The organism is Paramagnetospirillum magnetotacticum MS-1, assembly GCF_000829825.1.
Classification (GTDB): domain Bacteria; phylum Pseudomonadota; class Alphaproteobacteria; order Rhodospirillales; family Magnetospirillaceae; genus Phaeospirillum; species Phaeospirillum magnetotacticum.
In genome coordinates, this window is sequence record NZ_JXSL01000025.1 from 225,125 (window position 1) to 238,771 (window position 13,647).

The window sequence follows — 13,647 nt, forward strand, 5'->3', positions numbered from 1 at the left end:
CCGAAGCGGCTGGTCAGCGCGTGATTTCGAAGGTCTTGTGGGCTTCCGTCAGTTCCAGCATGCGCAACACGTTGTCGCGCGGATGGGCCAGATTGATGGACGAGCCATTTTCAGCCAAATCTTCACGGGCGATGTAGAGCAGGCCCAAACCCACCGAGTCAATATGACTGAGGCCAGACATCTCAAAGGTGACCTTACGCCCCTTCAGTCCGCCAAGCTGGGAGAGCAGGGATTGGAAGTCCTCGTTGGCGGCGAAATTCAGCTGCCCATCAAGGGACACATGGACGCTGGTACCTTCGTCCTTTACGCGAAACTGCATGCTACCATCCTCCTCGTCTCGACGCCCGATTCCGCCCGCCGCCGTCCACTTCTCCCACGGCCCCGAAAGCCCCCAGGATCATCGAGTTCAGGCTGACAGCCTTACCTCCGGGACGAGGGCAATTGCAAGAGGCGAGTGTCGCGATCTGGCGAAAAAAGTCTTTTTGTAACACCATCGCTTTATCTGGCGAATGTCATTGCCAGGGTCCGTCCACCGTCTTCTCCGTGCAATGAGTGGGTTGCCTTGCGAATCAGGGGAAGGCCCCGGCCGTTCTTGGCCATGGCATGGGTGACCGCTGACAGCTTGTCCGCCAGATCGAATCCGCCTCCCTGGTCGCTGACCGCGACGCAAACGCTGTCGGCCCGCCGGGCCTGAACGTTGATTTCGATGCGGCGGCCCGCCAGGGACGGATCGGCCATGCGCCCCTGCATGATCTTCTGGAACTCCACGAAGCCTTCGGCTGTGGTGCGCAGGTGATTGGGGATGCCGAGATTGCCGTGGATGACGGCGTTGGACAGGGCTTCGGCCAGGGAAATCTCGATCAGTTCGATCGTGTCTTGGGCCAAATCGTGGAAATTGGCGCGGATAGCCTCGGCCACCAGTTCCAGCGTTTCGAGGCGATAGACGGTGGCGGTCTGCAGCGACAGGGTCATGCCGCCGCCGCGCACCGTCTCGAAACACCGCAGTCCGATGCCCAGCACGCCCTCTGCGCCCAGTTCCAGGAAGCCGCAATAGGGGGCAGAAAGACCGGCGCGGACATTTTCGGTGGTGCCGGGGCCCGCCAGGATCGAGGCCGGAGGTATCTCGGCGCCGCTACCGGCTTCGTGCAGCAAGATGCCAAGCGCCCGGCATTGGGCGGCCAGATCCTCGGAAACCGGGGCGGATACCACCAGACAGGGGCTGCGCTCGGCGGCAAGGCAGGTGGAGGTCGGAGGGATGGTGATCGTGGGCATGCTCACTCTTCCCCTTTCAAGCGCCGGATACAGACGGCCGTCAGGTCGTCTTCGAAGGGAGTCTGAACCTGACGGCAAACCTCGTCGAGCAGGTTGTCCACCCGTAATTCGCCATTGGTGCGCAGCAATCCCTGGATGGCGTTGCCCAGTCCGGTCTCACCATACAAGGCATCCCCCTCGTGCGGAGAATCGGTGATGGCGTCGGAATACATGAACAAGGCGGCGCCCGGCGGGAACGGTTCGCAATGCTCGCGGTATTCGGGTGATTTCGACAGGCCCAGCGGAATGCCGCTGGCGGCCAGAAAGCGGTATTCCTGCCCCTGCATGATCACCGGGGCGGGGGCGCCAGCCGAGGCCCATTCGATCTCCCCGGCGTCCACGTCGATGGTGCACAGGAACATGGTGGCGAATTGGCCTCGGCCCAGCAGGCCTTTCAGCGCGGTGCCCAGGGTGGCCAGCATTTCTCCCGGCTGTCGCCTGGGGTCCCAATGGTCGGAGATCAGGGCGTGCAGGCGAAAGACGTTGAGCGCCGCGCCGATTCCATGCCCGGTGAAGTCGAAGCAGTAAAAGCTCATGCGCGGGCCGCCGCAATCCAGGCAACCCCAGAGGTCACCGCCGATTCCCGATGACGGTTCGAAGAAGGATTCCACCTCGATGCCCAGTTTTGCCAGACGGCCGTCCAGACGTTCGGGCCGGGGCAGCAGGTCGAATTGCATGGCGCGGGCGGCGTTGACCTCTTCCACCAGATGGCGCTGCTGCTCGGCGATCCGCTCAAGCAGGGCCTGGCGTTCGAGTTGTCCCGCCATGCGGGTGATGGCATAGCGGATGGCGCGGCCCACGGTGCGTTCGGGGTCGTCGCTCTTGATCAGATAATCCTGGGCCCCGGCCTCGAGGGCATAGGAGGCAAAGCGCGGATCATCCATGCCGGTCATGATGACGATGGGCGTGCGTGACGCAGCCTCCTGCATGCGCGACACGGTGGCGATTCCGGTGGAATCGGGCAGGCTGAGGTCCAAAAGGACCACGTCCACCGGCTCGCCGCTCTCGATATGGGCGATGGCGGCGGCCAGGGTGCCCACGTGCCGGACCACAAAGACGGGGGCGCTCGACATGCGAAGCGCATATTCAACCAGACGGGCGTCTCCCGGCTCGTCTTCGACCAGCAGGACGTGAAGGGTATCCCTGATCACCCGTGCGCCCACGAGCCCCGCCAGCCCGGCCGCATCACCGGCTTCGGGGTCGGTTCTCCAACCGCTGGTGCGGCTGGGCAGGCGGATGAGCCGTCCGCCCCTCTCGGCCAAATTCATCATCCCGCTCCCGCTTCGGCCTGAAAGCCGTTCCCACGCTAATGGATAGGTGTGTCGTCAATTCACTTGCCATGTCAACAAGGAGTGAATGGCAAGGCAGGAAACCGTAACATATCGGCGTGATTCTGTTTCGGGAATTTGGTCAGTTCGCTCCGCTGTCTCTGCTGGAAACCGGGGCGCCGTCGGTCAGATGCAGGTCGCGTTCGCTGACCAGACAGGCCTTCGCTCCCATGCCGCGTCCTCCCAGGGGTTCGACGACAGACTGGACCATGCAGTTCTGGGTGCAGACTTCGGCGCAGATCACAGGCAGATTGCTCCAGGTCTCGCCAGCCCCCAGCTTGACATAACCTTCCATGGCGGCGACGTCCTTCTCCGAATAGCGCTCGCCCAGGGCTTTGCGGTACTCGGCGATCATCTTGTCGGTGCTGATGTCGGAGCATCCGCAATTGGCGATCAGTCCCATGAAGCGGCCCATGCGGGAGAAATGGGCTGGCTGATCGGGAGGAGCGACGCAGGCGGCCACGAGACAGACTAAAACCATGGCGGCGATTCGTTTCATGGGCACTCTCCCGGCGGCCGGAGATGGTCTGGAAACATATTGTGTCACCTATCTGATCTCCAGTGCCATGCCTTGGCAAGTTGGCTATCATGCTTTTTATCGTGGGAGGCTGAGGGTGAAGAGGGGGGGGCGAGGAATTTTTCGGAGACAGACAATGACCGGCTCTTTTCCTCGCCAGCCATGAGTGAGCGTGCGCGGATTCTTGGTCTGATCGCCGTGATCCAGGCCGTGGGGCTGGCGGTTGTACTGCTCCTGCCGGGCAGCCCGATCTCTTTGGGGCTGGCCCTTCTGGGCGCGGTGGCAAGCGTGGTCCTGGCCGCGCGCTGCGGCCGGGCGGAAGGGGCGGCCCTTGACACGCTGCGGGCCGAGATGACCGCACTGCGCAAGGAACGCGACCGCCTCAGCCTGCTGGCCGACGTGGTGAAGGAAAGCTCGGAGCGGTACCGCGAATATTCCGAGGCTGCCGCGGACTGGTTCTGGGAAAGCGATGCGGATCAGCGCTTCACCTTCTTTTCGTCGTCTTTCGAGACGGTGATGAACATCACCTCCGATGATCTCCTGGGCAAGCGGTCCTGGGACATCGTCAGCGAGCGCATGGAGATCGATTCCGACCAGTGGCAGGCCCATATCGCCGACCTGACCGCTCAGCGTCCGTTCCGCGACTTCAAGTATTGGCTGGAGGATGGCGCGGGACGGGCGCGGTGGATCAAGGTCAACGGCCTGCCCCGTTTCGACGAGGATGGGGTGTTCATCGGCTATCGCGGCACTGGCAGCGACATCACCGCCGCCGTGGAGAACGCGCACCGCATGCACATGCTCAACCGCGCGGTGGAGCAAAGCCCGGTGTCCATCGTCATCACCGATCTCAATGCGGATATTCAATACGTCAACAGCGCGTTCCTGCGGGTCACCGGCTATTCCATGGACGAGGTGATCGGCCACAATCCCCGCTTTCTCAAATCCGACCTGACCCCGCCTGCCGTTTTCGAGGCCATGTGGGCCGCGCTGACGGTGGGCGATAAGTGGGAGGGCGAACTGGTCAACAGGCGCAAGACCGGCGAGCTTTACTGGGAGATGGCCTCCATCCAGCCCATTTCGAACATCGAGGGCAACGTCACCAATTATCTGGCCATCAAGAGCGACATCACCGAGCAGAAGAGCGCCGCCGCCAAGCTGGCGGAATTGGTGGAGGAACTGCGCCGCTCCAACGAGGAACTGGAGCAGTTCGCCTATGTGGCTTCCCACGATCTGCGTCAGCCATTGCGCATGATCAGCGCCTATCTCGGCCTGCTGGAGAGGAAGCTTTCCGCCAGTTTCGACCAGGATGCCCGCGACTTCTTCGGCTTTGCCGTGGACGGCGCGCGGCGTCTCGACCGCATGATCGTCGATCTGCTGGAATATTCCCGCATCGGCCGGATTACCACTCCCATGGCGCCCGTTCCCCTGGGCGAGGCGGTGAGCAACGCGCTGCGCTATCTGGAAGTGGCGATAGCCGAGAGCAAGGCCCAGGTCCTGGTGCCCGATATCCTGCCGACCATTTCCGGCGATGGGGGCGAACTGGTCCGTCTGTTCCAGAACCTGATCGGCAACGCCCTCAAATACATGCCCGAGGGGCGCAGGCCTCGGATCGAAGTGTTCTGCCGTGATGGGGACGGTGAATGGGTGGTGGGCGTCAAGGATAACGGCATCGGTATCGCCGCCGACGACCTGAAGCGGGTGTTCGGCATCTTCCAGCGTCTGGTCGCCCGCGAACAGTACGAGGGGACCGGCATCGGACTGGCGGTCTGCCGCAAGATCGCCGAACACCATGGCGGCCGCATCTGGGTCGAGTCCGAATGCGGCCTGGGCAGCACCTTCCTGATCGCCTTTCCCAAGGTCTGACTGCCCGTTCCCATATCGCTCCGATATCGCTTAACAGCCTGAAGGGATCGGACTACCATTCCCTTTCAGGTTGATAGGGGGATGGCGATGTCGATCCGCAGGGAAGAATTGCCCGCCGCGCTGGTGGCCGGGGCCGTCACGGGATTGGTTGTGGTGATCCTGTCCTTGTCCTTCGCCGTCCTTATCTTCTCGGGCGAGTTGTCCGGGCATGTGGGCACCGCCATCGGCATGGCGCTGTTCACCGCCGTGGTGGTGGGCGCGCTGGTGGCGCTGTTTAGCTCGTATCCCGGCACCATCGCCTTTCCCCAGGACAAGATCGCTCCCATCCTGGCTCTGATGGCCTCGCTGATCGTGGCCGACACGCCGCCCGGCACCGACCCCGAGCAGCTTTTCGCCACAGTGGCCACCGCCCTGATGCTGGCCACGGCCCTGACCGGCGCCCTGCTTTTCGCCCTGGGCTATTTCCGCTTAGGGGGATTTATCCGTTTCATTCCCTATCCGGTGATCGGCGGCTTTCTGGCAGGGACTGGCTGGCTGCTGGTCAAGGGCGCCATCAAGGTGATGACCGGCCATGCGCCCACCCTGGAGGGGCTTGCGCATCTGTTTGCCGCCGCCGAGGCCGTCAAATGGGTGCCGGGTCTGTTGTTCGCCCTGGTCCTGATCTTCGGCATGCGGCGCTGGAAGCATGTGGCGACCCTGCCGCTGCTGTTGACCGGCGGCATCCTTGGCTATCATCTGGTGGCCCGGCTGCTGGGTATGAGTTTGGAAGGGCTGGAGCAGGGGGGCTATCTGCTGGGCCATCTGCCCGCCGCCGGGGGCTGGCGTCCCGATGCGGTGATCCGCGCCCTGTCGGCCGACTGGCTGATGATCGCCGATCAGGCCGGATCGGTCTCAACCATCCTCCTGATCAGCGCCATCGGCGTTCTGCTCAATTCCAGCGGCATCGAGGTGGCGGCCAACGAGGACATGGACCTCAACCGCGAACTCAAGATCGCCGGTATCGCCAATATGGTGTCGGGGGCGGGCGGCGGCATCATCGGTTTCCACACGCTGGGCCTGTCCTCCATGGTGCTGAAGATGGGGGTGCGCTCGCGCCTCGTGGGGCTGATCTCGGCCCTGGTCTGCCTGTCCATGCTGGTCATCGGCACCGAGCCTTTGGCCCTGTTTCCCAAGGCGGTACTGGGCGGCCTGTTGATGTTCATCGGCCTGGGCTTTTTGGAGGAATGGCTGGTGGAGGGCCGCCACCACATGCCGCCCGCCGATTACGCCATCATCCTCATGATCGTCGGCGTGGTGGGGACCTTCGGCTATCTGCAGGGCGCGGCGGTGGGCATCGTCGCCTGCGTGGTGCTGTTCGTGGTCAATTACTCCCGCGTGGCGGTGGCCAAGCACGAACTGACCGCCGCCGAGGTGTCGTCCAATGTGGACCGGCCGCGCGAAGAGGTGGCTCTGCTCAAGGCCCATGGCGGGCGCATCCTGGTCTACAGCCTGCAAGGCTTCATGTTCTTCGGCACCGCCAACAAGCTGCTGACCCGAGTGATCGGGCGTTGCGGCGATTTGGGAGCCGAGACCGTGGAGGTGGTGGTTTTCGACTTCCGACGGGTGGCCGGTATCGATACCTCGGCGGCCATGAGCTTCGTGAAGCTGCGCCAGTTCGCCGAGAAGCGGGGCCTGTCGCTGGTTTTCGCCCAGCAGAATGATGACGTGGGCATGGTGCTGGAACGCGCGGGCTTTGTGGGGGCCGAGGGCGCCACCTGGCGCTCGGCTCCCGATCTGGACCATGCGCTGGAATGGTCCGAGAACCGCCTGCTGGCCAAGCTGGAAGTGGAAGCCCGCACCAAGCCGCGCTCGCTGATGGCCGATCTGGCCGAGGATCTGGGCGAACCCGTCCAGGTGGCCCGCATGATGTCCTTCGTGGAGACCTTGAACGTGCCCGCCGGAACCGTGGTGCTGGAACAGGGCAGCGCCGCCCATGATCTGTTCATCCTGGATTCAGGGCAGGTGACGGTGCGGCTGCTGAACGACAACGGCACCTCCATCCGCCTGCGCACCATGCATGCGGGTACGGTGGTGGGCGAAATGGGGCTTTATCTCAACGAGGAGCGTTCGGCCTCGGTGGTGGCCGATGCCGATTGCGTCATCCATCGCCTGACGGCGCGCAACCTGATCCGCATGGAAGAAGAGGCCCCTTCGGTGGCCGCCGCCTTCCATCGCCTGATGGCGCGCCAACTGGCCGAACGGCTGCGCAATACCGACCACATGATCCGGGCATTGACTGATTGACCACCGGCGCGGCTTGGCCCACCATCCGGCCAGTCAATTGGAAAGGGAAGAATCCATGGTTTCCGAGATTTTCGCCGACGGCGTCGGCCGGGTCGATTTCGTCAGCGGCGTGGTCCGCATCGAACTGGTGTCGCTGGAGCCCACCGAATCCGGTCAGGGCAAGATGGAAGTGCGCCAGCGCATCGCCATGCCGGTGGACGGTTTCCTGCATTCGCTCAACACCATGGGGGATCTGGTCAACAAGCTGGTGGAAGCCGGCGTCTTGAAGCGCAACGAGCAGACTCCCGGCGCCGTGGCGGCCCCGGCTGCCGCTCCCGCTCCCGTCAAGAAGTAGGTTTTCTGTATTCTGCCGCGTCACCCATGGTGATGATGGCCCTGGAAAAACCCCCCTCGTCCAATCTGGCCGAGGGGGTTTGCCTTAAAAGGACAGAAACGGCGGCCTTACCCGGCCAGGGCCTGTTCGATCTTGTCCACCGCCGCTTGAGCCGCGCTGGCGTCGGGGCCACCGGCCTGGGCCATGTCGGGACGGCCGCCGCCGCCCTTGCCGCCGAGCGCCTCCGAGCCGATGCGCACCAGATCCACGGCGCTGTACTTGGCCGTCAGGTCCTCGGTGACGCAGACCACGATGGAGGCCTTGCCGTCGGCGTCGGAGACCAGGACGATGACGCCCGAACCGATCTGCTTCTTGATCTCGTCGGCCATGCCCTTCAAGTCCTTAGGCGGAACGCCGTTCAGGACCTTACCGGCATAGGTGATGCCGTTGACCGTCTTGGTGGCGGCACCCTGGCCGCCGCCGGTGGCCAGTTGCTTTCTGACCTCGGCCAGTTCGCGTTCCAGCTTGCGCCGCTCATCCATCAGGCCCGCGATGCGGGCGGGAAGGTCGGTAGGAGCGGCCTTCAAGGTGTCGGCGGCACGCGCCAGCAGGTCTTCTTGCGCTTGCGCCCAGGCCAGGAAGGCCGGGCCGGTCACCGCCTCGATGCGGCGCACGCCCGACGCCACGGCGCTTTCCGCCACGATCTTGAAGCCGCCGATATCGCCGGTGCGCCGGGCATGGGTGCCGCCGCACAGTTCGGTGGACAGATCGCCCATGGAGACGACGCGCACTTCCTCGCCGTATTTCTCGCCGAACAGGGCCATGGCGCCCGCCTTGATGGCGTCGTCGGGAGTCATGACCGTGGTGGCCACCTCGGCATTGACGCGGATGCGGCGGTTGACCTCGGCCTCGACGGCACGGGATTCTTCGGGTGACAGGGCCTTGGTGTGGGCGAAGTCAAAGCGCAGACGGTCGGGGCCGACCTGGCTGCCCTTCTGGGTCACATGATCGCCCAGGATGCCGCGCAGCACGGCGTGCAGCAGATGGGTGGCCGAGTGGTGACCGCGGGTGGCATCGCGACGCGACGAATCGACGGCGAAATGGGCATCCTCGCCCACCGCCACCGGCCCGCCTTCGACAGTGCCGAAATGGACGACGAGGTCGCCCAGCTTCTTTTGGGTGTCGGTGACGGTGATGGTCGCCTTGCCGCCTGCCACCGTGATGATGCCGGTATCGCCCATCTGGCCGCCGGATTCGCCGTAGAACGGAGTCTGGTTGGCGATGACGGCGACCGAGTGGCCGGGATGGACGGCCTCGACCACCTTGCCGTTCTCCACCAGGGCGACGATCTTGCCCTCGGCCTGTTCGGCGTCATAGCCGAGGAATTCGGAAGCGCCCAGCTTTTCGCGCAGTTCGAACCACACGGTCTCGGTGGCGGTGTCGCCCGAACCGGCCCAGGCCTTGCGGGCCTCGGCGCGCTGGCGCTCCATGGCACTGGCGAAGCCGTCGGTGTCGACGCCGATGCCCTTGGCCTTCAGGGCGTCCTGGGTGAGGTCCAGCGGGAAGCCGTAGGTGTCATAGAGCTTGAACGCCACCTCGCCCGCCAGCTTACCAGCCGAACCGATGCGGGTGATCTCGTCGTCCAGCAGCTTCAGGCCCTTGTCCAGCGTCACCTTGAAGCGGGTCTCTTCCAGCTTCAGGGTCTCGGTGATCAGCGCATTGGCGCGCACCAGTTCGGGATAGGCCTCGCCCATCTGCCGCGTCAGGGCCGGGACCAGCTTCCAGAGCAGGGGCTCGCTACAGCCCATGAGATGGGCGTGGCGCATGGCGCGGCGCATGATGCGGCGCAGAACATAGCCGCGGCCTTCGTTCGACGGCAGCACGCCGTCGGCGATCAGGAAGGAGCTTGAGCGCAGATGGTCGGCCACCACGCGGTGACTGACCTTGTGCGGGCCGTCGGCATCGGTGTTGGAGCTTTCCGCCGAGGCTTCGATCAGGGCGCGCAGCAGGTCCACGTCGTAATTGTCGTGCTTGCCCTGCAGCAGGGCGGCCAGACGCTCGAGGCCCATGCCGGTGTCGATGCTGGGCTTGGGCAGGGGGACGCGGGTCTCTTTGTCCACCTGCTCGAACTGCATGAAGACGAGGTTCCAGATTTCGATGAAGCGGTCACCGTCCTGGTCGGGGCTGCCGGGCGGGCCGCCGGGGATGTGGTCGCCGTGGTCGTAGAAGATTTCCGAGCAGGGACCGCAAGGCCCCGTATCGCCCATGGCCCAGAAATTGTCCGAGGTGGGGATGCGGATGATGCGCGATTCGGGCAGGCCCGCGATCTTCTTCCAGGCATCGGCCGCCTGATCGTCGTCGTGATAGACGGTGACCAGCAGGCGGTTCTTGTCGATGCCGAAATCCTTGGTGATCAGGTTCCAGGCATGCTCGATGGCCTGGTCCTTGAAATAATCGCCGAACGAGAAATTGCCCAGCATCTCGAAGAAGGTGTGGTGGCGCGCGGTATAGCCCACATTGTCCAGATCGTTGTGCTTGCCCCCGGCGCGCACGCATTTCTGCGAGGTGGCGGCGCGCACATAGTCGCGCTTCTCGACGCCGGTGAAGACGTTCTTGAACTGCACCATGCCCGCATTGGTGAACATCAAGGTGGGGTCGTTGCGCGGCACCAGCGGGCTGGAATTCACGACGGTGTGGCCGTTCTTCTCGAAGAAGTCGAGGAAAGTGCGGCGAATCTCGTTGGCGGTCTGCATGGCATCCATCGTGGGCTAGAGGTGCGGCGTAACGGGCGGTTTTAACCCGCGGCGCGTTGGGCTGTCCAGCGGGGCTTGATGAGGCGCAGGGCTGTGGCTTCCTGGTCGACGTCGCGCAATAAGCGTTCTATTCTTCAGGGATGCATGCAATCGCACTTGGTCTGACCGCCCTGCTCCTGTCGGCTTCGGCTTTCGCCGCCGGGCCGCCCCCGGCTTCTGCCGCTCCGGCCCCCGCCGCTGCGCCGCTGCGCTGCGCCGAGGATGCCGAGGGCGGCGCCTGCGTCTGGGGCAGGGTGGAAGGCTTCGATGCCGGGGCGGTGCAGGTGCGCGGCCTGCATGTGGCTTTGGCGGGAATCACCGCGCCGGGGCGCAAGGATCTGTGCGGAGCCAAATCTTCCAAGGACGAATTCGACTGCGCCCGCCCGGCCAGGAAGCGCATGGGTGAACTGGTGGCCAAGGGCGTGGCCTGCGAGATTCTCGACGTGGCCTCGGGCCAGGTCTGGGGACGCTGCAAGGTGGCCGACGGCGATCTGGGCCGTCTCATGGTGAGCGCCGGACTAGCCCGCGCCGCCAAGGACGGCCCCTATGCCGAGGCGCAGAAACAGGCCGTCACCGCCAAGCGCGGCCTGTGGGCCGCCGACATGGTGCTGCCCCGCGACTGGGAGAATGCGCGGCGCAAGGCCGAGGACGAGGATTAATTCTTCTTCTTCGGCTTATTTTCGGCGCTGGCCTTTTTGGGCTCGGCGCAGGGGGTAATGTCCAGGGGCTTGCCGATGACCTCACCGGCCAGGGCGACAAGCTGTTGTGAATTGGATGCGATAGCCTTGTCGAACAGCGGCGCATTGATCTCGCAATAACCCTCGGTTTCGTGCACGCGCACGGATTCCTGGTTGGTGAGCACGGTATTGTAGCGGTCGAAGCCCGCCACTCCCTTGCCGGTGCGGGTGAAATAGCCGCGCATGACATTGGCGTTGACGCTCATGGTGCCGCCATGATGGTGGATATAGCTGCTCCACTTGCCCGGCAGCGAAGGGTCGTCGCCCCGGCAATTCAGGGCGGCGACCTGAAGCTGGTAATGGAATTGGCGCAGCTGAGCCGCCTTGACCTCCTCGGGCGTGCCGCAGCTTGACCCCAGGGCGGGCAGGGCGGCGAGAGACAAGCCAATGGCAATGGCGGCGGCGCGGATCGGCAAGGTGTCCATCCCGGTCAGGAAAAGGGGCGCCAGTGTGGTTCCCCTCCTGCCAAAGATCAACCGGCCTGTGCGCGCCGGGTGAACGGCCGCAGATGGCTGAGGAATTCCGCCGTCACACGCGACCATGAAAAGCGCTGGGCGTGGCGGCGGCAATCCGCAGGGGGAATGGTCAGCGCGCGAAGGGCGGCGGCGCGCAGATCCTCGTCCAGCACGCCGACGGGTGCGCCGCCGATCACGTCCAGGGGGCCGGTGACCGGGAAGGCGGCCACCGGCACGCCCGAGGCCAGAGCTTCCAGCATGACCAGGCCGAATGTGTCGGTGCGGCTGGGAAAGACGAAGACATCGGCGGCGCGGAAGGCCCGGCCCAATTCCTCGTCACCATTGACGATGCGGAAATGAGCCTTGGGAAAGCGCTTCATCAGGCCCGCCCGCGCCGGGCCATCGCCCACCACCACCTTGGAGCCAGGCAGATCCAGGCTCAGGAATGCGGGCAGGTTCTTCTCCACGGCCACCCGTCCCACATAGATGAATACGGGGCGCGGCAGATCCAGGAAGTCCTTGGGGCCTGGGCAAAAAACCTGGGTATCCACGCCGTGGGACCACGGAGTGGCGTTGGCGAAACCCTTCTGGCGCAATTCCCGGTGAACCGAGGGCGACGGGCACAGAACCGCCGCCGCCGGACCGTGGAAACGCCGCATCAGGGCATAGGGCCAGGAGACCGGCACGCCGGTGCGGGTGCTGATATATTCGGGGAATTTGGTGTGATAGGCGGTGGTGAAGGGCAGCCGATGCTCCAGGCACCAGGCCCGCGCCGCCCAGCCCAGAGGGCCTTCGGTGGCGATGTGGACGGCCTCGGGCGCGAAATCGTCGAGCATTCGCGCCACCCGGCGCCGCGGCAGCAGGGCCAGGGGAATCTCGGGATAGGATGGGCAGGCGATGGTGGTGAAGGCCGAAGGCTCGATCACCCGCACCACATGCCCCAGATCGCCGAGCGAGCCGACCAGGGTGGCAAGCACCCGGACCACCCCGTTGCGCTGCGGAGTCCAGGCGTCGGTAACCAGCGCGATGCGCATCGTCTTCTCTCCAGGTTATCAGGAGAAGGCCTAGGCCGCGCCGCGCTCGGGCTCAAGTGACAGGATGGTGAAGTTTACAGATCGGCCAGTTCCACCACCGGCGTCGGTCCCAGGGACGGGAACAGCCTTCCCGCCATCCGGGCAAAGCGTTCCGGCGCATCGGTGGAAATCAGCCGCAGGCCGCCGCCATTCCCCCGGGGCGCTTCACGCCCGGCCAGCAGACGGACCAGCATGGCCGAGGTCGCTTCGGCGCAGTCCACCAGGGTCACTCCCGGACCGGCAAGGCGCGCCAAGGCGGGGGCCAGCAGGGGGAAATGGGTGCAGCCCAGCACCAGGCAGTCGCCGCCCTGGCTGCCGTCGAACAGTGAGCCTAGGTAATGACGGGCGACGCTTTCCACGATGGGGCCATCGGTCAGCCCCTCTTCCGCCAGGGCGACGAACAGCGGACAGGGGACGCAACGCACCTGGGCACCGCCGCGGCGCCGGGCAATGGCCCGTTCATAGGCTTCGGACCGGCAGGTCCCTTCCGTGGCCGCCACCACGATGCGTCCCTGGGGCGACGCCCGCGCCGCGCCGTCGGCGCCTGCTTCGACCACGCCCAGGACCGGCAGTCCGGGAAAGCGTTGCTCAATGGCGTCGAGCGCCACCGCCGAGGCGGTATTGCAGGCCACCACCAGCGCCTTGATCCCCTTCTCAACCAGGAATTCAGCGGCCTGGACGGCATATCGCGTCACGGTGCGCGGCGACTTGGTGCCATAGGGCTGGCGGGCCACGTCGCCCAGGTAAAGCAATTGTTCGTCGGGCATGGAGCGCCGAATGGCCGCGGCGACAGTCAGTCCGCCAACCCCAGAGTCGAAGATTCCCACCGGATATGTCGCCGGTATAGCATCGAGTGAGGTAAGCACTGTAGGCTGTGATCTCGAAGTCATTGGAATCTTTTGGTCCGGGAACTACATGATTGAGCGAGGGGCACCGAAACTTCGGCTTTCATGGGAATTTCGGGCTGCGCGCTCT

At 64.8% G+C, this 13,647-nt stretch carries 12 protein-coding genes; 4 read left to right on the top strand and 8 right to left on the bottom strand.

The window, feature by feature from the left end:
• Positions 1-13: 13 nt before the first annotated feature.
• The 4 genes from CCC_RS08360 to CCC_RS08375 form a co-directional block, all read right to left on the bottom strand.
• Positions 14-319, bottom strand: a complete 306-nt coding sequence (locus CCC_RS08360; protein WP_009870639.1) for an STAS domain-containing protein — start codon at positions 317-319, stop codon at positions 14-16.
• A gap of 179 nt (positions 320-498) precedes the next feature.
• Complete coding sequence (locus CCC_RS08365) at positions 499-1,272, bottom strand: ATP-binding protein (RefSeq protein WP_041040735.1); 774 nt, start codon at positions 1,270-1,272, stop codon at positions 499-501.
• Between the two features lie 2 nt (positions 1,273-1,274).
• Positions 1,275-2,582, bottom strand: coding sequence for a PP2C family protein-serine/threonine phosphatase (locus CCC_RS08370; protein WP_236686341.1), 1,308 nt, complete (start codon positions 2,580-2,582; stop codon positions 1,275-1,277).
• 139 nt (positions 2,583-2,721) lie between these two features.
• The gene (locus CCC_RS08375) at positions 2,722-3,138 is read right to left on the bottom strand and encodes a hypothetical protein (protein ID WP_041040737.1); all 417 of its coding nucleotides are present in this window, start codon (positions 3,136-3,138) and stop codon (positions 2,722-2,724) included.
• Between the two features lie 180 nt (positions 3,139-3,318).
• Here CCC_RS08375 and CCC_RS08380 point away from each other — a divergent pair, with 180 nt between their 5' ends.
• The 3 genes from CCC_RS08380 (at position 3,319) to CCC_RS08390 (ending at position 7,636) form a co-directional block, all read left to right on the top strand.
• Positions 3,319-5,019 (top strand): sensor histidine kinase, encoded by a 1,701-nt coding sequence (locus tag CCC_RS08380; RefSeq protein WP_009870635.1) that lies wholly within the window; start codon positions 3,319-3,321, stop codon positions 5,017-5,019.
• An 87-nt stretch (positions 5,020-5,106) separates the two neighbouring features.
• The gene (locus CCC_RS08385; RefSeq protein ID WP_041040819.1) at positions 5,107-7,302 is read left to right on the top strand and encodes a SulP family inorganic anion transporter; all 2,196 of its coding nucleotides are present in this window, start codon (positions 5,107-5,109) and stop codon (positions 7,300-7,302) included.
• 55 nt (positions 7,303-7,357) lie between these two features.
• A complete protein-coding gene (locus tag CCC_RS08390; protein ID WP_009870633.1) occupies positions 7,358-7,636 on the top strand; it encodes a hypothetical protein in 279 nt (92 codons plus the stop codon).
• Positions 7,637-7,743: 107 nt separating this feature from the next.
• On the opposite strand, the gene alaS is transcribed toward CCC_RS08390, so the two are convergent.
• The gene (gene alaS / locus CCC_RS08395) at positions 7,744-10,368 is read right to left on the bottom strand and encodes an alanine--tRNA ligase (protein ID WP_041040739.1); all 2,625 of its coding nucleotides are present in this window, start codon (positions 10,366-10,368) and stop codon (positions 7,744-7,746) included.
• Positions 10,369-10,508: 140 nt separating this feature from the next.
• Here alaS and CCC_RS08400 point away from each other — a divergent pair, with 140 nt between their 5' ends.
• A complete protein-coding gene (locus CCC_RS08400) occupies positions 10,509-11,066 on the top strand; it encodes a thermonuclease family protein (RefSeq protein ID WP_009870631.1) in 558 nt (185 codons plus the stop codon).
• Here CCC_RS08400 and CCC_RS08405 read toward each other — a convergent pair.
• The 3 genes from CCC_RS08405 to murI form a co-directional block, all read right to left on the bottom strand.
• Positions 11,063-11,569: a hypothetical protein gene (locus CCC_RS08405; RefSeq protein WP_009870630.1), complete on the bottom strand. Its 507-nt coding sequence runs from the start codon at positions 11,567-11,569 to the stop codon at positions 11,063-11,065. The two genes, CCC_RS08400 and CCC_RS08405, sit on opposite strands and share 4 nt — an antisense overlap.
• Positions 11,570-11,616: 47 nt before the next feature.
• Complete coding sequence (locus CCC_RS08410; RefSeq protein ID WP_009870629.1) at positions 11,617-12,633, bottom strand: glycosyltransferase family 4 protein; 1,017 nt, start codon at positions 12,631-12,633, stop codon at positions 11,617-11,619.
• Positions 12,634-12,707: 74 nt separating this feature from the next.
• On the bottom strand, positions 12,708-13,499 hold the full coding sequence (gene murI, locus CCC_RS08415) for a glutamate racemase (RefSeq protein WP_322097148.1): 792 nt from the start codon (positions 13,497-13,499) through the stop codon (positions 12,708-12,710).
• Positions 13,500-13,647: the final 148 nt, after the last annotated feature.

Bases quoted from the DNA above. Each gene is read 5' to 3' on its own strand.
- CCC_RS08405 (WP_009870630.1), bottom strand. From the start codon at position 11,569: ATGGACACCTTGCCGATCCGCGCCGCCGCCATTGCCATTGGCTTGTCT.
- CCC_RS08390 (WP_009870633.1), top strand. From the start codon at position 7,358: ATGGTTTCCGAGATTTTCGCCGACGGCGTCGGCCGGGTCGATTTCGTC.
- CCC_RS08370 (WP_236686341.1), bottom strand. From the start codon at position 2,582: ATGATGAATTTGGCCGAGAGGGGCGGACGGCTCATCCGCCTGCCCAGC.
- CCC_RS08375 (WP_041040737.1), bottom strand. From the start codon at position 3,138: ATGAAACGAATCGCCGCCATGGTTTTAGTCTGTCTCGTGGCCGCCTGC.
- CCC_RS08365 (WP_041040735.1), bottom strand. From the start codon at position 1,272: ATGCCCACGATCACCATCCCTCCGACCTCCACCTGCCTTGCCGCCGAG.
- CCC_RS08410 (WP_009870629.1), bottom strand. From the start codon at position 12,633: ATGCGCATCGCGCTGGTTACCGACGCCTGGACTCCGCAGCGCAACGGG.
- CCC_RS08360 (WP_009870639.1), bottom strand. From the start codon at position 319: ATGCAGTTTCGCGTAAAGGACGAAGGTACCAGCGTCCATGTGTCCCTT.
- CCC_RS08380 (WP_009870635.1), top strand. From the start codon at position 3,319: ATGAGTGAGCGTGCGCGGATTCTTGGTCTGATCGCCGTGATCCAGGCC.
- CCC_RS08385 (WP_041040819.1), top strand. From the start codon at position 5,107: ATGTCGATCCGCAGGGAAGAATTGCCCGCCGCGCTGGTGGCCGGGGCC.
- alaS (WP_041040739.1), bottom strand. From the start codon at position 10,368: ATGCAGACCGCCAACGAGATTCGCCGCACTTTCCTCGACTTCTTCGAG.
- CCC_RS08400 (WP_009870631.1), top strand. From the start codon at position 10,509: ATGCATGCAATCGCACTTGGTCTGACCGCCCTGCTCCTGTCGGCTTCG.